The organism is Microvirga sp. Mcv34 (assembly GCF_024519725.1).
In the GTDB taxonomy this organism is placed as follows: domain Bacteria; phylum Pseudomonadota; class Alphaproteobacteria; order Rhizobiales; family Beijerinckiaceae; genus Microvirga.
The window spans coordinates 1-19,787 of the sequence record NZ_JALJRK010000079.1 but is presented as its reverse complement, the minus strand read 5'-3'; the positions used below and the strand labels follow the sequence as shown (position 1 = coordinate 19,787).

The following is a 19,787-nucleotide window of genomic DNA, read 5'->3' as shown; positions in this document are numbered from 1 at the left end:
GAATAGGTGTCCGGCTTCACCTTGGAACAAGCGTCCGGCTTCATCGGAATCCGCACCTCACCACCGCAGCCTTGCGGCCGATCGTGGCGAGGTCGCCTTGATGACGGTACCGGAACGGCCCGAGCTTGGGTCTTCCTGTGATCCTTGCCGCAATGACCTCCGCTATGTAACGGCCCATCTGTTTCGCCGCCGGGGCAATACCGGGCACCATCCGTCCGGTCTCGTCGGCCGCCGCCGCGGTGTCGCCGACCACAAAGATCTCAGGTCGGCCAGGAACCGTCAGGTCCGGGCTGACCTTCACCCGCCCAGCCCGATCTCTCTCCGCCCCGATCCACTCGGCTGCCGGCGAGGCGACGACCCCCGCAGCCCACACGATCGTGCCGGCCTGGATCCGCGATCCTTCCAGATCGACCCCACGTTCGTCGCAGTGGGTCACCCGGGTCGCGGTCATGACCTCCACGCCCATTCGCTCCAGAGCCCGCTGCGCATAGGCCGAAAGATCTTCCGGAAACGTGGGGAGCAGGCGTGGGCCGGCTTCGATCAGGATCACGCGGGTGGCGTGTGGGTCGATGCGCCGGAACTCGGCCGGCAGGGCATGATGCGCCACCTCGGCGATGGCGCCAGCCATCTCGACGCCCGTGGGACCGCCGCCAACCACCACAAAGGTGAGCAGCCGCCGCCGTTCCTCGACATCTTCGATCAGTTCAGCTTGCTCGAAGGCCATCAGGATCCTGCGGCGGATGGCGGTCGCGTCCTCGATCTGCTTCAAGCCTGGAGCAACGGACGCCCACTCCGGATGGCCGAAGTAGGAGTGCGTGGCACCCGTGGCAAGGACCAGGTAGTCATAGGGGACGGTCACAGGCCCGGCATGAACCAGGCGCTGATCCGTATCGATGCCGGTCACGTTCGCCATCAGGACGGTTGTATTCGTCTGCCGCTTGAGGATGCCACGGATCGGCCAGGCGATGTCCGCCGGCGACAGGGCGGCTGTCGCGACCTGATAGAGCAAGGGCTGGAAGTAATGGAAGTTATGGCGGTCGATCACGGTTACCTCGACCGGGAGCCGCGCCAGAGACTGGGCGACCGTCAGTCCTCCGAACCCAGCTCCAACGATCACGATCTTCGGCATAGTGTTGGTCATGGCGCTCCCGTTGCCTGTCGAGGTCCACCGGACGGGTGGATCCTCGGACTGCCGATTGAGGCAAGGTCCTGATGTTCCCTCCTCAACGGCAAACGTAACTGCCCCCTTCAATCAGTCTCCAGGCTACTCGGCGAGCCGTTCGTCAGGGATCTCGCCTGTCGCGGCAGAGCTGGCCTCGAAGGCAGCCGCTGCCGGTGGAGCATTCTCCGCCGTCGCGTCGGAGCGCCCCTGCCCTTGCTCGGCAAGCTCCCGCTCGGCCCGGAACCAATGGTCCTCAGGGTTGCCGGCGCGGCCCTCACTTTCCCAGATCTCATAGGCCCGCTGCCGGATCCTGTCATCCTGGCTGGTAGCGATAGCTGCGGCAGACACCGTGTCGGACATGATCATCTCCCTTGTCCTGGACACCCGTTAATGATCAGGCCAAGAGGATGTTCACCGCTCGCCGTTATGGATGTGGCTGCCACAAGGGAGGCTCACCTGCTGGTGCCAGTTTCGGGCCTTCCGGCAGCCGGTTCGATTTCGCGCAAGGCCGTGTGGACGGCGCCTGCGTGGCAAGAGGGCAAACCGGAAGCCGCTATCGTCCTCTTGCGAGGCACTGGCTGATCCACTCCTGGGCTGCGTCCAGATCGGCAAAGACGGGATGGTTGATCCCATCCAGCCGGCCAAAACCTGCCTCCAGGTACCACTGCCCCGGGGCCACCTCATTCTCGTCCGAAAGGTGAACCAGCACCGCCACCAGCCGCTGCTTCTCATCGAGGACTATCATGCCGTCTTCATCGAAGCCTGTCGCAACCTTTATCGGCTGAAGGGTGAGGGTCATGCGGCAGCCTGATCAATCTCCAAGTGCAGGTAAGTGGGATCGAATTCGCCTGCCTGCTTCAACTTCTCCCAGTCAGGAATGTTCAGCCGGTCGCCCTTCAGCTCGATCAGACCGTCAGCCCGCATCTGCTGGAGCACCCGGTTGACGTGAACGGTCGTGATGCCGAGCGCATCGGCGAACTCGCCCTGGGTGATCGGCAGATCACAAGAGTAGCCTTCGACCAGACCGACGGCCCTCAGGCGCACCAGCAGCTCGCACAGCATATGAGCCATGCGGTTGTAGGCCTCGCGCCGTCCGACATTGGTCACCCATTCCCGGAAGATGGCGCCCTCGATCAGGGTCTCGCGCCAGAAGGCGGCGGTGATGCGCGGATAGCGGGTGCAGAGGTTACGCAGGTCGTCATGGGTGATGAAGCCCACCCGGCACTGGGTCAGCGTGCCGATGCTGATGTCCAGCACCTTCAGGTGCAGGCTCTGCAAATCGGGAATGTCACCGGCCATGCCGAAAGTGACGATCTGGCGCTTGCCGCCTGCGGTGATCTTGTAGGTGGCGGTAAAGCCGCTCAGGATCAGGCAGGACCGGGAGGGACGGTCGCCCTCGCGCACGATGTCCTGATCCTCCTTGATGACAGCAAGCTGCATCGACAGGTTTTGAAGGGCTTGGCGCTCGTCATCGGTGAGCGTGAAGATGCTCTCCAGCTTGCGGATGAGGGGATTGTCTTGGGAGGGGAAAGAAGCATGCATGTGACACTCCTCCTGTTGCAGGCGGGAGCACACGTCTCTCTCAGGTATCAGCGCCTAAGGTTCGGTTGCTGATAATGATTATCCTATAGCACATAAATAAATCTCTGTCGCTGATCTAAGTTAATTCCGCAAAAAACATCGTGTCGATATTGTGTTTGGATCATAAAACCGAATTCATCTTTGATCCTCCAGCAGAAATTCACGCTTCGGTTTTGTTTCGATGTGCGCGAGAGGACGAGCGTCATCCCTGATAAGGAGCCTGACAGATCAGTCTGAATCAGGCCAAGCATCTGGAGGTGTTGGTGGAGGAAGAGGAGCACAAGGCTCAGCAAGCAGCCCCCATTCGTAGCCCCGAGCCAGAGGCGTCATCTCCTTCATGGGACAGCGAACAAGGCGTGAAGCCAAGCGTTGACGGCTACGATCCCGAGCCTTGGAGTGCCTGTGCCGCGCTATTTCTTCGACACGTACGACGGTGATGTCCTCGTTCCCGACGACGAAGGGCAGGAGTTGGAGGACCTTGAGGCGGCTACAGCCATCGCTCAGGAGGAACTGCCACACATGGCGCGGGACGGACTTCCTGATGGCGATCAGCGCACGTTCATCGTCAGCGTCAGGGACGAGGCGGGACAGGTTGTGCTCCGAGCCGCACTCTCCCTGGTTGTGGAATACCCTTCCGCGATGGCAGACCGTCGGTAGAGGTAATCTTCCCGTCATGTCTGCTCCGACCTCAGGAGCGTCTTGAGGAGCCGCACGAGCGTCTCAGGATGGACGGGCTTGCTGAGGAACAGGGCTCCCTCCGGCAGATCGCCAGGCTTGGGTGCAGCCCGTCCCGATGCAATCAGAATTCCAATATCCTGCTTGTCCGAACGGACCCGCCGGGCCAGCTCGAAGCCGTTGATGCTGCCGCGCGGCATCTCCACGTCGGTAACCACGGCGTGGATGCCGAAGACGGCGCTCAGAACCCGCAGCGCTTCGTCCGCATGGGCGGCTTCGATCACCTTGAAGCCGGCATCCTCCAGCACATCGACAAGGGTCATTCGCACAAGCGCCTCGTCCTCGACAACCAGAACGAGAGCACGCGGGAGGGGGTTCGGGCCAGGCATGCCCGACGAAAAAGGGAGCAATGGTCTTTGTTCCTAATACCAAGATCTCGAATAATGCCTCCTAACTAGGCGAAGATCGGCTGGGGTCGACCCTGAGGGGATCGGCCGAGACAACTTGGCCAACGCCTCCTTCTGGAACCTGACACAGCCGCCGAGCTTTTCCAGCCTTGCAGTAAGACAGTCCCAACAGGCATGTGAGCAGGAGGCATGATGCCCAAGAGGAGCGACGGTCCCAGCCCTGAACTGAAGCGCATGCACGAGTACCAGCGGGCACTCGCCGCCTTCGGCCGAGTAGCGTCTGAAGTTCTGCCACGCGAGAGGCTGTTGCACTACGTCACTGCGCAGGTTTCCCGTGTCACCCATATCAAGCACGCGAAGGTGCTGTGCTACCGTCCGGACCACGGTGACCTGCTGATGGTGGCAGGGGTGGGCTGGAAGCCCGGCGTGGTGGGGCAGACGACCTTCCCCCTCGACAATGCTTCGGTGGCCGGACGATGCATGCAGACGGCGTCTCCGGTGATTGTCGAGGACCTGCCGAACGACCCTGAGTTCCGCATGCACCCGAGCCTGCGCGACCATGGCATCGTCTCGATCGTGAACGTGCCGGTGCGGATCGACGGGCGCACCTGGGGCGTGCTGGAGGTGGATGCGGAGGAACCACGCTCCTTCGACGAGGGTGACGTGACCTTCCTGGCCACCATGGCCAACATCCTCGGGGTGGCCCTGCTGCGGCTGGAGACCGAGGCCAAGGCAGCCGAGGCGGCAGCCGTCCACGCCCGGGAGAAGTCCTTTGCCGAGGTGGTTCTGCGCGAGTTCCAGCACCGGGTGAAGAACAACCTCCAGACCATCATCTCCTTCCTGGCCCTGCAACGGCGGCACGCCTCGACACAGGAGGACCGGGACCGCTTCGTGAGCGTCATGGACCGGGTGCATGCGATTGCCCTGGCTCAGGATCAGCTCTCGTTCGAGGCGGGCATCAGCAACGTGGAGTTCGGCGATTACCTGCGGGCTCTGTGCGCCAACATCGACCCGCAGCGGGAGACGGTGGGCATCGAGGTTGAGGCCGAGCGAGGGGCGCTGCTTCCGCTGGATCGGGCTGTGGCGGCTGGGCTGATCGTCAACGAGCTGGTCACCAGTTCCCTGAAGTACGCCTTTGATGAGGATGGCGGCACAATCCGGGTCAGCTTCACGACACGGTCTGAAATCGGTGAGGCCTGCCTTGCGGTTGAGGACAATGGACGTGGCATGGGACCGCCTCGCAAGGGTGGGCTCGGCCTTCAGCTCATCGACGCTTTCGCCAACCAGCTCGATGGGCAGGTGGAGCGGGAGCCGGTCGAGAAGGGCACGCGCACCTGCGTCAGATTTCCCCTGCCGCTGTGACGATGATGTTCGGCCCCGATAAATCGGTTCGTCATGTGGAGAAGGTGGAAGGTCTCCCATCGGTCAAACTGGGAAGTTCCCGACTTGTATTGAGGGTCCGCTGTTCACCTGAACCTGCCCTTCTGCGGCCGAGAGGGCGTGCGTAGCCCGGTCACTCTCGTGCCGCCCGTATCTGAACCGAGACGAGCCAGGGCTGGAGCAGCGAATGCCCTGGTTCTCGCCGTAAAGCCAGTTGGCTCATGGCAAGCCGGCACTTATGGCTTGATCGAGATCGATGCCCGTCCGCTGGTGACGTCGGTGATCATCCGAACGATGTGCGTGGCGGTCGCTTCGGGAAGATCGGCCGTGATCGTCACGCCCGTTTCGGTGAAACCCTCATGGCGGAGATGAACGCCCGCAATGCTGGCAAGCCGCGCCCTCACCAGCGCAGAGTCGGAGAACGGGACGAAGATGGTGGCTTCCTGAATGGGCACGATCTCGACGAGAGTGGCGGCGCGCAGGCACGCCGCGGCCGTGCCGCCATAGGCCCGAACCAGACCGCCGCTGCCCAGGAGGACGCCGCCAAACCAGCGCGTGACAACGACAGCGACATGATCGAGCTGAAGCCGATCTATGGCCTGCAGGATCGGCTTGCCGGCGGTACCGCTGGGTTCGCCATCGTCACTGAACCGGTAGGTCTGGCCGATCCGCCAAGCCCAGCAGTTGTGGTTGGCATCCGGATCGGAGTGGGAGGCGACAAAGTCCTTGGCCGCCGGCTCGCTTGCAAGTGGGCCGGCCACGGCGATGAACCGGCTCTTTTTGATCACCTGCTCGAGGGATGTGGTTCGGTCCAACGTAAACATGGGCTTCGCATTACACCCTCTGCGCCAGTCAGTCAGCCGCTGACTCGGTCGGCCGTCCAGGCTGATCGGACCGTCCCTACACGATGCCCCAGGCGCGGTAGCGGGAGCGGCCGGTGAGCTCGCGTGGACGGGCTCCGCCGAGCTGAGCGAGCATGAGGTCGACGGCCTTGGGCGTGACCTTCAAGAGCTTGGCCCCGAGCGGCACCGTCACCAGGGGACGGGAGAGAAAGAGATCGACCAGCTCGGGCAGCTTGGAGTTCGCGCGGCACTGGCGGGTCACCCGATCCATGAGTTCCCGAGCCAAGATCAGGCGATCGAGATCTTTGTGGCCGATGGCGACCGCCTCCTCCACCACCGTGCAGAAGCCTTCGAGCTTCTCCAGCGCCCCGTCCCTCCCCTGCGGCCGGAACCTCGACTGCTTGAACCCAGCCGCGAGGGGCAGCAGATGAGAGGTCAGGCCGCGCGCCCGCAGGATGGCGGCGGCCATGATCAGCCCGAGCCAGGGCAGGCGGGTGTAGAGGTTGAGATCGAGCCAGGCGTTCCAGGCGACCGCAGCAGCCGCCACGGCCGGCCAGTGGGCGGTCCTCTTCACCACGTCGAGCCAGAGGTCCTCGTTCTCGGCCTCATCGACGTCAGGGTCATAGACCAGGTGCGAGCGGCGCTTCGGCAGCGGGGTCTCGCCGGCGAGGATCGTGTTGGTGCGGTCCAGGAGAGCATCGATCTCGGCAAAATGCGCTTGCCACGGATCGGCATCGTTGGCGAAGGGCGGGTAGGCCTCCTCGTCCTCTGGATCCGGCTTGCCCTTGGGCCGCGTGTGATCCCCCTCCCCTCGTGCCGGGCCGATACCGCGCAGGGCGGCCAAGCCGTCGATCGAGAGCGGCCAGGGCGCGGATCGGGCGAGAGCGGTGCGCCTCGCCCGCAGGGCCGCGGCGGCGCGGGTGAGTTCGTGGGTGGGGTGGCGCACGTCCATGCCGGCATCGTGCAGGACGAGGTCGCCGACATCGACGAGATGGCCATCGAGGATCAGGGCGCGCACGGCCTCCGTCATGTCACAGCGCGACTGCCAGCCGGCGGAGAGGCCCGAGGCCTCCAGCCGGGCGTCGAGGCGCAGGATGCGGACGGCGACCTGCTCGAGCCGGCCGGCGATCCCCTCCCACGGCAGGTCCGGCAGGTCATAGGCTCGAAGGCTCGAACCTCCAGCGGCGCCGGATCGTCAAACTCCAGCTCCCTGCCCTCAAAAGCCACGCTTGCGCCCCAACGGCTAAGTTATTGATATTTCGAACTATAGCTTGGGTGTTGGAAGCGAAGCAACTGATACCTACGGTCTGACGAACGGATTTGAGCCATCTCGCGAGACTGTGTCTGCGCATCATGCCAACCGAGGGCGTTTGATGGTGGAGCAGAACGCCCCGTTCGGTCCTCTGGGGGCCGCGGAGCTCCGGAATTCCTTGTTTTTACGCCACTTTCGGCGGCCGGTGAGAAGCCCTGCCCTTCCTGGTTGGTCAACGAAATCTTTCACGGGTCGTCTGCAAACGATCCTTTTCTCGTGATCGCAAAGTGTGTACAAAGAGCCAAAATCGCTACTGAAATCGACCCATGGCTCCCTCCCCTACTTGGCAGCGCCTGATTGGCTACGCCCGCGTCTCAACCGAGGAGCAGACAACCGACGCTCAGCTCGACGAGCTCAAGGCAGCCGGCTGCGAAGTCATCCACCAGGAACACGGGTCCGGCGCCTCCCGGGCCCGGCCGGTTCTCTCCCAACTCATCCGTGAGATCTCGAAGGGCGACGTCCTCGTGGTCGTCCGGCTCGATCGATTGGCTCGGTCGGTCAGCCACCTGCTCGAGGTTATCGAGACGCTTGAGGAGAAAGGCGCCCATTTCCGATCCCTCCGGGATCCAATCGACACGTCGACCCCGCAAGGCATGTTCTCTTTGCAGGTCCTGGGCGCTGTCGCTCAGCTGGAGCGATCGCTCATCTCGGAGCGCACGAAGGCTGGCGTGAAGGCGGCCGTGGCTAAGGGGAAGAGGCCGGGGAATCCCGGTTTGCGTGAGGGACGGCCGGAGGCGATCCGCAAGACCGCCCTCGCCCGCGACCGCGTCTATTTGGGCGACCTATTGACGGCGGCCAATTCTTTCCTTCCGGTCGTCCGTCAGATGCGGCCGGACCATAGCTGGCGAGATGTCGTGCAGGTGCTGAATGCACGAGGCCAGCGGTGGACGGATCAAAGTCTCCGGAGGGCGATCAAGCGCTTGGTTGCCGAGCGGATGGCTGAGCCGGAGTTGTTGCGGAAAGCCGGAAGACGGCCGCCGGACGATCGCATCATGACCCTGATTGCCGGCATCGCGATCTCCAACCCGACCCTCACCCTGCGTGAGATCGGCGCTCAGCTGGAAGGGATGCGAGAGCGGACGCCACGAGGCGGGAGAGAATGGAAGGCCAGCTCGGTCAAATTCCAACTCGATCGGGCCCGCAAAATTGGTCTCGCAGTCCCTGAAATCCAGTGATCGCGATGCTGTCACCAGATTTTGCGTTCGAAGCCGACACTTGGATAGCTTGTGCCACCGTTGGGAGATCCTGATGCCCTGCTGGCAGGTCATCAGGATCTACAAGCCATGGATTCGATAGCCGCGATGGCGCTTCCGACGGGGCCATTTCACCACAGATTCGAGCGCCCTACCCTGACCCTCGTGGATTTCTACACGTTGGCGGTGAGGCTTCCCGATATTACCCTACTGACCTACGCATGCCGCTTAAGGATCCTGCCTGCTCCCATTCGCTCACCACGTCCAGCCCGGGTCCTCAAACTCCATCAGCTCGCCGCCAATCCAATAGTAGGCATGATCAAGAGGCGAGCTGCCTCTTGATCATGCCTTTTGGCCGGAGGCCCCTCCCCTGCCCTTGGCGAGCCTGCGCTTCCCGAGCCGCGTAGCCGCTACCGCGAGATAGGCCAGTTCATGATCCGGCATGCCATCCAGAAACTCGTCGATCTCAGGCCGTGTTGCCTTCGGGCCGAGAGCCGCCAACGATACCGGCTCCGGTGGCCGGGTCTCCTCACGCACCGGCCTCGACGGGGAGGTCCGGCGTGTCGGTTTGGAGGGTGGTGGAAGTGCCCCGAACAGGTCCCCTCGTCGCTCATCGCGAACCGGGTTTCGCGCCATTCCCCCTCCAGCCCGTTTTCCTTCCATTAACCATAGTGGCCGCCACGCCGTCGTCCTTCAACCAAAACGGTGATGGTGCTGATGGATGCGCGAGACAGTGTCCCCTCTCCCTACAAAAGGTTGCTCTGTTCAACGGAAGGCGCCGGACGGTCAGCTTCATGATGATCCGACCCGTCATCCGCCGGGGCATCGGACGTCGTCCCGGTCCCATGGCAGGCAGTCGCATAAGAAGGCTGTACAGGCGCGCCAGTGTCGAGTGCAGATGATGGCGATGGACCACCATATCGACCATGCCGTGTTCCTTCAGGAACTCGGCCCTCTGGAACCCGTCGGGTAAGTGCTCGCGGATCATCTGGCCGGTCACCCGTGGCCCAGCAAAGCCGATCAGGGCTCCTGGCTCGGCCATATGGACATCACCCAGCATCGCATACGACGCCGTGACGCCGCCCGTAGTCGGATTGGTGAGAACCACGATGTACGGGAGCTTTCGCTCGCGCAGCCGCTGGATGAGAATCGTGGTTCGCGGCATCTGCATGAGGGACAGGATGCTCTCCTGCATCCGGGCTCCACCCGAGGCGGTAAACGCCACACAGGGAGTGGCTCGCTCGATCGCCGTTTCGGCGCCCCTGATGAACGCCTCCCCGGCGCCCCCCCGAGCGAGCCGCCGATGAAATCGGGATCGTGGGCAGCCACAGGCATCGGAAGGCCTTCGACGGTTCCTGTGCCGACTTTGATCGCGTCCGGCAACCCGGCTTTCGTGCGGACCTCCTTCAGCCGGCCGCTGTAGCGCTTGGTGTCCCGGAACGTCAGCGGGTCGGAGTCCACGTCCGGGACGGGCGCATCCGTCCACTGGCACCCATCAAAAGTCAGCATCAGGCGCTGGATCGCGGACAGGCGCATGTGGTGACCTGAGCCTGGGATCACCCATTGGTTAACCTCAACATCCTTCTGGAACACACTTGTCCAGAGTCCAGGCATTTGATCCAGAGGTTGTCAGGAGCATCCCGCTTGAACAGGGTTTTGATCTTTGGCGCGACATCGGCTACCCAGCTCCTGCGGCGCTCCTTCGCAATCTGCCGGCGCAGCACAGACCGCGGAAATGTAGCAGGAGTGCGACCCCACGCTGGACGGGCCCTCGCCTCTGATCTCGCCTACCTCGAGGCTTCGTGCCGCGCCGCGACCGGAGGCCCCGTCCCAAGGCCAGTCGACCCGGAGTTCGTCCCGAAGTTCATTGGCCATCACATGTGGGATCCGCATCAGAAGACTGCCGATCCGGCGCACGGAATGCCCGGCGACGTGATTGAGGAACTCAGGCAGCGCAAGATCCTGAAAGCCAATGGACCACACGCGTACAAGACCGTATCCCGACCGCTGTCCAACTGGTCGATCCTGCGCCAGTGGAAAGGCGTTGACGCCCTGTTTGACCATCCCGGCATCAGAAGGTCGGTCGTCTGGCGATGAGGGCCTTAAATCGCGAATCCCAGCGCAAGAGTCGTGAGCCCGTTACCCGAGATGTTCTCGAGCGGCCCGTTGCTTCCTGCGGCGGATCGAAGGCACTCGACATCCGCGACCAGGCAATTCGGCTGGTTGCCATCGTGGCCTGGGGCGGCGGCGCAGCGAGGTTACGACGCTGAGGCACTCTCAAATCACGGTGGTTGATCCGATCGAGCTCAGACCAGCCGATCCAGCGTCTCCAACCGTAACCCGCATTCGTATCGCACAGGGGCGAACGAAAACGACCACCGCGGGGCAGGGGGCTTTCATGTTCGCTGCAGGCCACGCTGCCGTAGCCCTTCATGGCTGGTTGCCTTTTGCGGGGATCACATCGGGCCCAATCTTCCGGGAAATCCAAAAGGATGGCTCTGTCATGTCGAACCAGCTGACCCCGCAATCGGTCGATCTCATCCTTAAGAAGCGCTGCCGGATGGCCGGGCTGGACCCAGCAGAGTTCAGCGCCCATGGGCTACGTTCCGGCTTCATGATCCAAGCGGGACGTGATGGCATCCCACTGGTAGATGCTATGCCCCAGTCCGCCCACAAGTCAGTCCAGCAGGCCGCTGGGTACTACGACGAGCAGAAACATGCTCAGAGCATGCCGGTCCAGGTCGGACTTTAACCTCAGCCAACCACCGCGTCGCTTGACCCCAGGCCCACGGGGTGGTCAGCTGACCACAGAACGGACCGCCCAAACCAAGCACCTCGTAGAGGCTGGCGGACAATCACGGAAGGCAGGCCAGTAGCCTATGCGGCGCCCCTTGCTCGATCACGCAGGTTCCAGTCGCACAGCCGTCCACGTACCAAATTCGACTCGTGCTCATCATGGCCTAATAGCTCCAAGTTGAGAGCTCCAAGTTGAGCTACCGGTCGTGGTCAGCTGACCACAAACCCCTGTTCGATCCACCGGCAGCGGGCTGGGCACGCTATAGTCTTCGAAATCCGTAGCCAGCATGAGTAATCGTAACGTGATATCGCGTCAATTGCTGGCATGGATGCTCTTGTTGTGGTCAGCTGACCACAGGATCCCTTGTGAGCCGACATATAGAAAGCCAACCTCCACCATATTGTGTTGGTTGGGCTCCCCACCCGTTTTGAGAGTGCGATTGTCCTCCTGAAATTCCTGGGCTGTCGCTGCTTTGTAGTCAGCGGATAACAAAATCCACAGGTGTGCCGGCGACATTTCGAAACTATCGGGCCAGATACCCTCTCTCGCTCGTAGTGCCGGTGAGAGCGATGCGGAGCAGGAGGTTTAAGTGGTCAGCTGACCACGACCTGAGTATCCGCGAACGCATTAACAGGTTTTTAACGTCTCTACGGCCTACTCACGGACGAAAGCAGTTCTTCGCGCTGCAGACCGTTACTACGAGAGGCGAACCGTGGCCCAAGCGTTATTGAAATCAGATCTGAAGACCGCTCTTGAAGACCTGATCGCTGAGCATGCCAGCGGGCTATCAGAGAAGCTGAATGAACAGCGCCTAATGCTGTATCCGCCAACTGCGCGTAAAACATTGCGGAAATTTACGTCGGGTGAAGTGGCTCGCCTCGTCGGCATCAACGACAGCTATCTTCGGCGCCTTTCCTTGGAAGGGAAGGGGCCTGAGCCTGAAATGGCACCTAACGGCCGCAGACTCTACAGTCTTGAGGAAATCAATGCACTGCGGGCCTATCTCGACGAAAGCGGCAAGTCTGAACGCGGCTACGTCAAGCATCGCTTAGGAAGCGAGCACCTTCAGGTCATCTCCGTTGTGAATTTCAAAGGTGGAAGTGCCAAGACGACGACGGCTGCTCACCTGGCACAGCACTTGGCTCTCAGTGGGTACAGAGTCCTGGCGATCGACCTAGATCCGCAAGCAAGCCTATCCGCTCTCCATGGCTTCCAACCAGAATTCGACGTTGGTGAGAACCAAACCCTCTACGGCGCAATCCGTTACGATGACGAGGTCAGGGAGATCAGCGAGGTGATCCAGGAAACATACTTCCCTGGACTGCACATCATTCCAGGCAACCTCGAGCTCATGGAATTTGAGCACGAGACACCCAAGGCCCTAACGAGCCGAGATCCGAACCAACCGCTCTTCTTTGCGCGGATGGGCATTGCACTTGGCCCTGTGGCTGAAGATTACGACGTCGTGATTATCGACTGTCCTCCGCAGCTCGGATACCTCACCCTATCAGCCCTATGCGCCAGCACCGCGATGCTCGTCACAGTGCATCCGCAAATGCTGGATGTCATGTCTATGTGCCAGTTCCTGACTATGACCTCAGACCTGCTGAGCGTCGTCAGAAACGCCGGCGCCGCTCTCGAGTACGACTGGTTGAAGTACCTCGTTACCCGCTATGAGCCGGGCGATGGGCCACAGAACCAAATGGTCTCGTTCATGCGGGAGCGATTCGGGGAACATGTCCTGAACTATCCGGTACTCAAGAGCACAGCGATTTCGGATGCAGGGATCACCAAGCAAACCCTCTACGAGGTTTCGCGCGAGCAGTTCACGAAGTCGACGTACGACCGGGCGTTTGAATCCCTGAACAACGTAAACTCTGAGATCGAGAGCCTCATCACAAAAGCTTGGGGGAGAGCATAATGACCCGTAAAATTATCGCCAGCATGCTTTCGGGAGCGATTGACCCTGCTGCCCCCACCGAAAAGCCCACCCTCGCTGACAATGTACAGCGGCATCCCTCTTCACTGGCCCCTCGCAAGCGATCTCCTCTTGCACAGGGAGGGAGCATCGGCGGGAACAGCGCCGTTGGCGCGATCAACAAGGCCCTTGAGACTGTACTGTCCGCGCAAGGGGACGTAAGTGAGCTACGTGCGCAGCTCGCCTCTGGCCAAGCGATCGTCGAACTCGACCCTGAGATCATTGAAGGATCCTTCGTTCGAGATCGAATGGACGGGTCTGATGCTGCCCACGATTCTCTCGTTGAGGCTATCAGAGCCCGTGGTCAGCAGGTTCCTATCCTCGTCCGTCCTCATCCGACCAAGCTTGGTCACTACCAAGTTGCCTATGGTCACCGCCGACTGAGAGCAGTTACCCAGCTTGGAATTAAGGTCCGGGCTGTCGTCAAGCAAATGAGTGACGACGAACTCGTCGTTGCCCAAGGTCAAGAAAATAACGCACGTCTCGATTTGACTTATATCGAGCAGGCAATGTTCGCCTTCCGCCTTGAGCAACGCGGGTTCTCGCGCGCAACAATCACCGAGGCTCTTTCGATCGATAAATCCAATCTCGCCAAGCTAATCAGTGTTCCCAACAAGGTTCCTCATACAGTTATTGAGGCGATCGGCCATGCGCCTGGTATCGGACGGGGACGATGGCTGGAACTCACAGATCTCCTTCAAGATCAGGCTAATCTGGAGCGGGCGCGATCAATCATCAGCCTTGATGAATTTGGGAGCATAGAGAGCGCGGACCGTTTCCAGCGCTTACTGACAGACCTCTCCGAGAGTGCAGCATCCACTAGCAATGGTGCGACACGTCCTTCCGCGGACAGCCAGCATGCTCCCACCTCACAGATACCGGCTTCTAAGGCCACGCCAATTTACTGGAACGACCCTGCCGGCCGAAAAATTGCTCGAATCGTAAAGGATCATAAGAGCTTCACGCTAAAGCTTGATCGGAAGCTTGCTCCTGAGTTTGGTGATTACCTCGTCTCAAAGCTCGACGAACTCTACGGCAGCTTCCAAGCTCAACACCAGCAGGATAGTACTCACGAATGATGGTAGCAGAGGGCAGGGCGCATGGTTCTGCCCTCACGATATTATCTCCAGATGCTCTGACCCGCCCGCTAGTCAGATTTTCCCCTTCCACAACGATCTCAAGGAGCTCGTCGGGAAGGGGTCTCTGAAGCTTCAGAGCATCTTCAGTCGGCGCGTTGAGCCAGATGTAAAACTCCTCAGACGTGGTAACCGGTATCGCTTTCGGATGGATTGGTCCGACCGCGCCGCTGGGCTCTGACGTAAGAAGCGAATAGAGCAGGTGTTCACTTTCAACGGGATCAGCCTTCAGTTCACGCACGCCGGTCTAAGAGAGCCAAATACCAGCAAAGGCGGAGTAGGGGAGGGTATGAGCTGGTAAGAACTGCTATATGCAGGCGATATTCTGTACATAGCTGGATGCTGCGTTCAATTGATCGTTTGAAAAGGTCTTTCAAGCCATTCTGTTAACCAGCGGCTGGGGAAAGGGCTATCCTATAGCCCAGAAAAATGGCTTAAGAAACAATAGCTTCTGTCTCGGTTGCGAGCTTGTGCGAACCACTTGGAAGCTCTGAGCGGGTGTGCAGCCAGCGGTGCTGAAACTCGCGGCGAATGCCGTCCAGCAATATCGCACCGAGCCTCACATCATGATGTAGCAAAGCCTTGTTTTGCTTCTCCCCGGCGAGCTATATCTGATGAGATCAACAACTTAGCTTGAGGGCGAGCGTGGCGATCGGGAGCAGGGAAGGGGACTTTGACGACGAGCCGGTCCTGGTGCCCCGCACCTACGATCTGCCCGACCTGCCGTGGGAGCGCATCGCTGGACGGCTCGAGGCGATCACGATCCGTATCCTGCGCTTCGATGCCCGCCTCGAGGCCTCCGGGCTGGCCGCCGGCTGGCAGTCGCGCTGCGACATGACCGAGGCGGTGCGGGCCCTCCTCCTCGACGGCCATCTCGTCGATGTCGGCGACCTGGTGCTGCACGACGCCGGCATGGACGTGCGCCATCCCACCCACGAGCTCACCCGCGCCGCCGCCGCCCTGCGGGCGCGGCGCACCGCCCTGGCCCGGAAGGCGCCCTGGCCCCTGTCCATCGACGGCCTGGCCGCCCTGCGCGGCATCGGCGGCGTGGCGGAGACATCGGTCAAGGCAAAGGGGAGCAGGAAGCCGGATCCGGACGATGAGGCGGCGTATCCGCTCTATGCCAACGATGCCGATCCGTGGAAGGCGCATTTCGCCGAGATCGATGCCCTGCTCGCGCGCACCAGCAAAGTGTTGGCTGGCGAGACCCCGCTGCGCAAGAGCCGCTCGCATCTGGTCTACGATCCCGATCAGGATGAGGCCGAGGCCGAGGACCTGTGGCTCGAGGTGGTCCAGCGCACCAGCGGCTGGCCGGCGATCGCCGCGGCCGCGGTGGCGTGGACCGCCTGGCTCGATCTCAACCTCTACACCCGCCTGCCGTGGCTCGGGCTGATCATGGCGGCATCGATCCTGCGGGCGCGGGGCCTCACCGCCCATCTGCTGCCGCTGGCGGCCGGCTTCAAGCAGTCGAAGTTCCGGCCGCAGGGCAGGGAAGGGGCCGCCGAGACGCTGGAGGGCTTCTGCCAGGTGCTGGAGGAGGCGCTGGGTCTGGCGCACAAGGATCTCGACCGGCTCATCCTCGCCGGTGAGCTGATGGGCCGGGTCACGGCCAAGACCCGCTCCAATTCCAAACTCCCCGGGCTGGTCGAGCTGTTCCTGTCGCGCCCGCTCGTGACGGTGCCGCTCGCGGCCAAGCTGCTCAAGGTCACGCCCAAGGCCGTCGATCTGATGCTGGCCCAGCTCGGCGGCGCGCTGCCAAGGGAGCTCACCGGCCGCACCCGCTACAGAGCATGGGGCATCGTCTAAGCCCATCGGAAGGTGATCTCACCTGCACCACCCGATGGATCGAACCAGCGTCGGGGCCGTTATGCCGGTGTCGTGCCAAGCCCACGAGCAGGCAGGCTCCCATGGGCTGGCCACACCGCCCCGCAAGTCATCAGACGATTGGAGACAGACGGTGAAAGGGATCACGTTGCGCTCACCCGGCGGCCTCGATCGGCTGGAACTGATCGAGATGCCCGATCCCGGGGCTCCCGGCCCGGGCGAGATCCGGGTCCGCGTTCACGCGAGCTCGCTCAACTACCACGACTACGGCGTCGTGAGCGGACGGATGCCGACGGCAGACGGGCGCATTCCGATGTCGGACGGCGCCGGCATGGTCGAGGCGGTGGGCGAGGGCGTGACCGAGTTCAAAGCTGGCGATCCTGTGGTCTCCTGCTTCTTCCCAGGCTGGCTCGAAGGCCTCCCAACGGTCTCCAACTTCTCATCCACGCCTGGTGACGGGGTCGACGGCTATGCCCGGCAGGTGGTGGTGCGGCCGGCGACTTGGTTTACCCGAGCTCCGAACGGGTTCACTCATGCCGAGGCGGCCACGCTCACGACCGCCGGGCTGACCGCTTGGCGGGCCCTGGTGGTCAACGGCGGGCTCAAGGCTGGCGATGTCGTGCTGGTGCTCGGCACCGGCGGCGTCTCGATCTTCGCCCTCCAGATCGCGAAGGCTATGGGGGCGACGGTCATCGCCACCTCGTCCTCGGACGAGAAGCTGGAGCGGGTCCGGGCCTTGGGCGCCGATCACACGATCAACTACCGCCGACAGGAGGACTGGGGCAGGCGTGCATGGGATTGGACCGGCGGCAGAGGGGTTGATCATGTGATCGAGGTTGGCGGCCCGGGCACGCTAGGACAGTCGATTGCCGCGGTGCGGGTCGGTGGACACATCGCGCTCATTGGCGTGCTGACCGGCCGAGCCGGCGAGGTTCCGACCGGTGCCCTGATGGCCAAGCAGGCCCGGCTTCAGGGGCTGATCGTGGGCAACCGACGCCAGCAGACGGATTTCATCCGAGCACTCGAGGCCACAGGCCTGCGGCCGGTGATCGACCGCAGGTTCGGATTGACCGAAATTGCGGATGCGTTCCGGTACGAGGAATCGGGAGCGCACTTCGGCAAGATTTGTCTGGAACTCTGAAACGTCTCGGCGCATACCATTTGACCGTCTCAGAAGGCCTCTGCCATGGCGTGCGAAGATCTCGTGGCCCCGTGTTTCATGGACGAGCAAGCTCCGCTCGCTGTCCCCGAGTTGAACCGCGAGCGCACGCTCAGGTACCTGGAATGCTGCTACCGGCATGGGCTGTCCTGGGAGGATGCCCAGGAGCAGATGCGGGAGTTCCTGCACCAGCGCGGCGTGCCGCATCAGGGCATCGTGCGGCAACTCGCTCTCGCCAAGCCGCTCCTCCAGCCGTGGCTCGACTAGGTCAGGGACACGGTGGCACGAGAGTTACAGGGCCACACAAGCCAATTCGGCCGCAGAGGGAGGGGCAGGTCACCGCCCACAAGCGGACCTTCAATGCAAGTCAGGAACCGTCCAGTTTGACCCAAACCAAACGTCGTGCTGGTTCGATCAATAGACGCTCCTCTGCGCGAAATCAAACTGGTGTGTGAGCCGCCAAAGCATTGGCGTTTGGCGGCATGGGCTGCGGAGCGCTGCGCCCTACCTTCCTCTCGGGCACGCCCCCATTGGGAACTCGGCGATGACGGCTTCCGCTCACATTTACCTCGCCCTCATCCGTAAGGCACTGGACCTCGCTGGCGAGGAGCTTAGAGGTCACCGGGTGATCGGCGAGATCATGATCCATGGGCGAAGTACAATCCTTGCACGCTATAGCTGGTCCGACGATGGCACCCGCATTGAGGCTGATATTGCTCTCGAGGGTAGGCACGGAATCGTTCGGCAGGCAGTTGTGGGAGCGGGACGAAGCGTCGGGCTCCCCCACGATTGGGTCGAGGATGTGCTTCCGGCCGCATTCGGTCATGGGCCATCCGCGTCGGCCGGGTTCCCGACGGGCATGTACCCGTCCTGGGAGCGCCCCGGACTTCGTGTTCTCTCCGCGCCGGCCAGCCTGCTCGTCCCAATGACGTTCCTTGCCTCGCTTCGCCTGAGAGACGACATATGCTACGACGACCTCGAACCTGCCATCCGGATCGCGGCTCAGGCCGGCGTGAAGAGTGCCAAGCGTCTGAAGCGCCTCGTCGCTCCTTACCTTGAGAGAAGAGTCAAAGAGGACGGCGAACTCGCTCGTATCCTTGAGAAGAGGCTGTCCCAGTTCGAATATGCACTTGATCGTTTTGGCTGCGGGTTGGTGTTGAACGCGACCCCGAAGTCCCTGGCCGACGTCGCTGCGATAGCCAGGGAGGATGGCGACTGCTTTGGCCTTGCCTCGACCGAGTTCGGGGAGGCTTTCTACCTGGAGGAAGATAAGGCAGCGCAACAGGCCATGCTCGATCCGGTGCCTGTCCCGACCGGAGAGCCGAGGGATAATGCCTGGCTCGGAGCGATGGGTGAGCACCTCGCTCAGCGCTGGGGGCTGGAGGTGCCGCCGTGGACCCAAGAGGCGGCCTTCATGGGCGGACAGAAGCCCTACTTCTGGCCAGACGAGACACTGGCGCGGGACATTCAGATCGTCGAGACGCCCCCGGCGTTCCGCAGACGGCTGCTGTTCACGTATGCGGAACCGTTGATGAACGCGAAGTTCCCCAATAACCGAAAGGTCAGGATGCCGTTCTGGCATTAAGGCAATCTTATCTGGAGTTATCGCCTGGATATGCCGCTGCTCTGTGGGGTTGGCAGAGCCCATTGCGTGAGCACCCTTGCGCCCGGAGTGAGGGTCTTTGAACCGTGGCAGGAACCCTCCACCATGGACCGCTCTAGGTGCACCTAGTTCTGGGAGGTCCCTGCCACGTCAAGCCTTGTCGAGGGGCCGGCGCGTCTTTGGCTCGACGATGACGCTTGGCGGCACGGCCTCCGATCCCGTCTCGACCAGATGCTGCAGGTCACCACGCGACACGGCATCAGCGGTTGCAGCCGGAGTGGCGCGCTGGATACCATGGGTCGCCGGTGGTTGCGCCGTGTCGGCGGCAGCCGCCTTCTCATCCCGGACGTCGGAGAGGGTCATTGGAGCAATCAGTCCAAGGCCAACCGCGTGCTCGGCCATCGCTAGACTGTCGGCCGCCAGGACGAGGCTGCTGCCTGCACCCGCCACCACCTTGGCGAGATCCTCAATCTCCTTGATCCTCTTCGGACTTCGGGAGACATTGCGGATGTAGACCGCCAGCACCCGGCCGGGATGCTCGTTAACGATCTGGCGGTAGATCTCAGGATCATGCTGACCGCTGTCGCCGATCAGCACAAAGGGCAGACCACGGTAGAGCGCCAGCATGTTGTGGATTAACTCGCGCTTGTGGTCCTCGGCCTTGCGGGGCTGCGGATTTCGCGGATCGTGAGCAGCCGTTTCACGCGATGGTGAGCGCTCATTTCATGGGATCGTGAG

19 protein-coding genes and 1 pseudogene are annotated in these 19,787 nt (G+C 62.1%); 11 read left to right on the top strand and 9 right to left on the bottom strand.

From position 1 onward, the window contains the following. Positions 1-40: 40 nt before the first annotated feature. The 4 genes from OC446_RS24860 to OC446_RS24845 form a co-directional block, all read right to left on the bottom strand. The gene (locus tag OC446_RS24860; protein ID WP_262031690.1) at positions 41-1,141 is read right to left on the bottom strand and encodes an NAD(P)/FAD-dependent oxidoreductase; all 1,101 of its coding nucleotides are present in this window, start codon (positions 1,139-1,141) and stop codon (positions 41-43) included. Between the two features lie 123 nt (positions 1,142-1,264). Next, positions 1,265-1,522: a DUF2934 domain-containing protein gene (locus OC446_RS24855; protein ID WP_262031689.1), complete on the bottom strand. Its 258-nt coding sequence runs from the start codon at positions 1,520-1,522 to the stop codon at positions 1,265-1,267. A gap of 193 nt (positions 1,523-1,715) precedes the next feature. Then, entirely contained in the window at positions 1,716-1,961 is a 246-nt protein-coding gene (locus OC446_RS24850; RefSeq protein ID WP_262031688.1) for a hypothetical protein, read from the bottom strand. Then, entirely contained in the window at positions 1,958-2,704 is a 747-nt protein-coding gene (locus tag OC446_RS24845; RefSeq protein WP_262031687.1) for a Crp/Fnr family transcriptional regulator, read from the bottom strand. The genes OC446_RS24850 and OC446_RS24845 overlap by 4 nt, the downstream gene beginning before the upstream one ends. Positions 2,705-3,112: 408 nt before the next feature. Here OC446_RS24845 and OC446_RS24840 point away from each other — a divergent pair, with 408 nt between their 5' ends. Continuing rightward, on the top strand, positions 3,113-3,400 hold the full coding sequence (locus OC446_RS24840; protein ID WP_315986539.1) for a DUF6894 family protein: 288 nt from the start codon (positions 3,113-3,115) through the stop codon (positions 3,398-3,400). Positions 3,401-3,414: 14 nt separating this feature from the next. Here OC446_RS24840 and OC446_RS24835 read toward each other — a convergent pair whose 3' ends face one another. After that, positions 3,415-3,807 (bottom strand): response regulator, encoded by a 393-nt coding sequence (locus tag OC446_RS24835; RefSeq protein ID WP_262031693.1) that lies wholly within the window; start codon positions 3,805-3,807, stop codon positions 3,415-3,417. A 207-nt stretch (positions 3,808-4,014) separates the two neighbouring features. Between OC446_RS24835 and OC446_RS24830 the strand changes: the two genes are divergently transcribed. Then, positions 4,015-5,187 (top strand): histidine kinase dimerization/phosphoacceptor domain -containing protein, encoded by a 1,173-nt coding sequence (locus tag OC446_RS24830; RefSeq protein WP_262031686.1) that lies wholly within the window; start codon positions 4,015-4,017, stop codon positions 5,185-5,187. Positions 5,188-5,441: 254 nt separating this feature from the next. Here the strand turns inward: OC446_RS24830 and OC446_RS24825 are convergent, their stop codons facing one another. Together OC446_RS24825 and OC446_RS24820 are read right to left on the bottom strand one after the other, a co-directional pair. After that, entirely contained in the window at positions 5,442-6,029 is a 588-nt protein-coding gene (locus OC446_RS24825) for an IMPACT family protein (RefSeq protein WP_262031685.1), read from the bottom strand. A 76-nt stretch (positions 6,030-6,105) separates the two neighbouring features. Next, the gene (locus OC446_RS24820; RefSeq protein WP_262031692.1) at positions 6,106-7,200 is read right to left on the bottom strand and encodes an RHE_PE00001 family protein; all 1,095 of its coding nucleotides are present in this window, start codon (positions 7,198-7,200) and stop codon (positions 6,106-6,108) included. 425 nt (positions 7,201-7,625) lie between these two features. Here OC446_RS24820 and OC446_RS24815 point away from each other — a divergent pair, with 425 nt between their 5' ends. Then, positions 7,626-8,534 (top strand): recombinase family protein, encoded by a 909-nt coding sequence (locus tag OC446_RS24815; RefSeq protein WP_262031684.1) that lies wholly within the window; start codon positions 7,626-7,628, stop codon positions 8,532-8,534. Between the two features lie 862 nt (positions 8,535-9,396). Here OC446_RS24815 and OC446_RS24810 read toward each other — a convergent pair. Further along, a pseudogene (locus OC446_RS24810) lies at positions 9,397-10,261 on the bottom strand (acetyl-CoA carboxylase carboxyltransferase subunit beta); the annotation flags it as partial. A 169-nt stretch (positions 10,262-10,430) separates the two neighbouring features. On the opposite strand from OC446_RS24810, the gene OC446_RS24805 reads away from it, so the two are divergent. The 8 genes from OC446_RS24805 to OC446_RS24770 all read left to right on the top strand — a co-directional run bounded on the left by OC446_RS24805 (position 10,431) and on the right by OC446_RS24770 (position 19,031). Beyond that, complete coding sequence (locus OC446_RS24805) at positions 10,431-10,649, top strand: hypothetical protein (protein ID WP_262031683.1); 219 nt, start codon at positions 10,431-10,433, stop codon at positions 10,647-10,649. Positions 10,650-10,950: 301 nt separating this feature from the next. Next, a complete protein-coding gene (locus tag OC446_RS24800) occupies positions 10,951-11,304 on the top strand; it encodes a hypothetical protein (protein ID WP_262031682.1) in 354 nt (117 codons plus the stop codon). Between the two features lie 757 nt (positions 11,305-12,061). Then, on the top strand, positions 12,062-13,270 hold the full coding sequence (repA, locus tag OC446_RS24795) for a plasmid partitioning protein RepA (protein ID WP_410055126.1): 1,209 nt from the start codon (positions 12,062-12,064) through the stop codon (positions 13,268-13,270). Then, positions 13,270-14,406: a plasmid partitioning protein RepB gene (repB, locus tag OC446_RS24790; protein ID WP_262031681.1), complete on the top strand. Its 1,137-nt coding sequence runs from the start codon at positions 13,270-13,272 to the stop codon at positions 14,404-14,406. The genes repA and repB overlap by 1 nt, the downstream gene beginning before the upstream one ends. A 750-nt stretch (positions 14,407-15,156) precedes the next feature. Next, positions 15,157-16,269 (top strand): RHE_PE00001 family protein, encoded by a 1,113-nt coding sequence (locus OC446_RS24785; protein ID WP_262031680.1) that lies wholly within the window; start codon positions 15,157-15,159, stop codon positions 16,267-16,269. Between the two features lie 208 nt (positions 16,270-16,477). Continuing rightward, complete coding sequence (locus OC446_RS24780) at positions 16,478-17,428, top strand: zinc-dependent alcohol dehydrogenase family protein (RefSeq protein WP_410055127.1); 951 nt, start codon at positions 16,478-16,480, stop codon at positions 17,426-17,428. A gap of 45 nt (positions 17,429-17,473) precedes the next feature. Continuing rightward, entirely contained in the window at positions 17,474-17,713 is a 240-nt protein-coding gene (locus OC446_RS24775; protein ID WP_262031678.1) for a hypothetical protein, read from the top strand. Positions 17,714-17,990: 277 nt separating this feature from the next. Further along, a complete protein-coding gene (locus OC446_RS24770; RefSeq protein WP_262031677.1) occupies positions 17,991-19,031 on the top strand; it encodes a hypothetical protein in 1,041 nt (346 codons plus the stop codon). 168 nt (positions 19,032-19,199) lie between these two features. On the opposite strand, the gene OC446_RS24765 is transcribed toward OC446_RS24770, so the two are convergent. Further along, a complete protein-coding gene (locus OC446_RS24765) occupies positions 19,200-19,676 on the bottom strand; it encodes a phosphatase domain-containing protein (RefSeq protein ID WP_410055125.1) in 477 nt (158 codons plus the stop codon). Between the last annotated feature and the right edge of the window lie 111 nt (positions 19,677-19,787).

Bases quoted from the DNA above. Each gene is read 5' to 3' on its own strand.
- OC446_RS24855 (WP_262031689.1), bottom strand. From the start codon at position 1,522: ATGTCCGACACGGTGTCTGCCGCAGCTATCGCTACCAGCCAGGATGAC.
- OC446_RS24830 (WP_262031686.1), top strand. From the start codon at position 4,015: ATGATGCCCAAGAGGAGCGACGGTCCCAGCCCTGAACTGAAGCGCATG.
- OC446_RS24800 (WP_262031682.1), top strand. From the start codon at position 10,951: ATGTTCGCTGCAGGCCACGCTGCCGTAGCCCTTCATGGCTGGTTGCCT.
- OC446_RS24835 (WP_262031693.1), bottom strand. From the start codon at position 3,807: ATGCCTGGCCCGAACCCCCTCCCGCGTGCTCTCGTTCTGGTTGTCGAG.
- OC446_RS24845 (WP_262031687.1), bottom strand. From the start codon at position 2,704: ATGCATGCTTCTTTCCCCTCCCAAGACAATCCCCTCATCCGCAAGCTG.
- OC446_RS24780 (WP_410055127.1), top strand. From the start codon at position 16,478: ATGCCCGATCCCGGGGCTCCCGGCCCGGGCGAGATCCGGGTCCGCGTT.
- OC446_RS24770 (WP_262031677.1), top strand. From the start codon at position 17,991: ATGACGGCTTCCGCTCACATTTACCTCGCCCTCATCCGTAAGGCACTG.
- OC446_RS24805 (WP_262031683.1), top strand. From the start codon at position 10,431: ATGTGGGATCCGCATCAGAAGACTGCCGATCCGGCGCACGGAATGCCC.
- OC446_RS24775 (WP_262031678.1), top strand. From the start codon at position 17,474: ATGGCGTGCGAAGATCTCGTGGCCCCGTGTTTCATGGACGAGCAAGCT.
- repB (WP_262031681.1), top strand. From the start codon at position 13,270: ATGACCCGTAAAATTATCGCCAGCATGCTTTCGGGAGCGATTGACCCT.
- OC446_RS24860 (WP_262031690.1), bottom strand. From the start codon at position 1,141: ATGACCAACACTATGCCGAAGATCGTGATCGTTGGAGCTGGGTTCGGA.
- OC446_RS24825 (WP_262031685.1), bottom strand. From the start codon at position 6,029: ATGTTTACGTTGGACCGAACCACATCCCTCGAGCAGGTGATCAAAAAG.
- OC446_RS24815 (WP_262031684.1), top strand. From the start codon at position 7,626: ATGGCTCCCTCCCCTACTTGGCAGCGCCTGATTGGCTACGCCCGCGTC.
- OC446_RS24765 (WP_410055125.1), bottom strand. From the start codon at position 19,676: ATGCTGGCGCTCTACCGTGGTCTGCCCTTTGTGCTGATCGGCGACAGC.
- OC446_RS24850 (WP_262031688.1), bottom strand. From the start codon at position 1,961: ATGACCCTCACCCTTCAGCCGATAAAGGTTGCGACAGGCTTCGATGAA.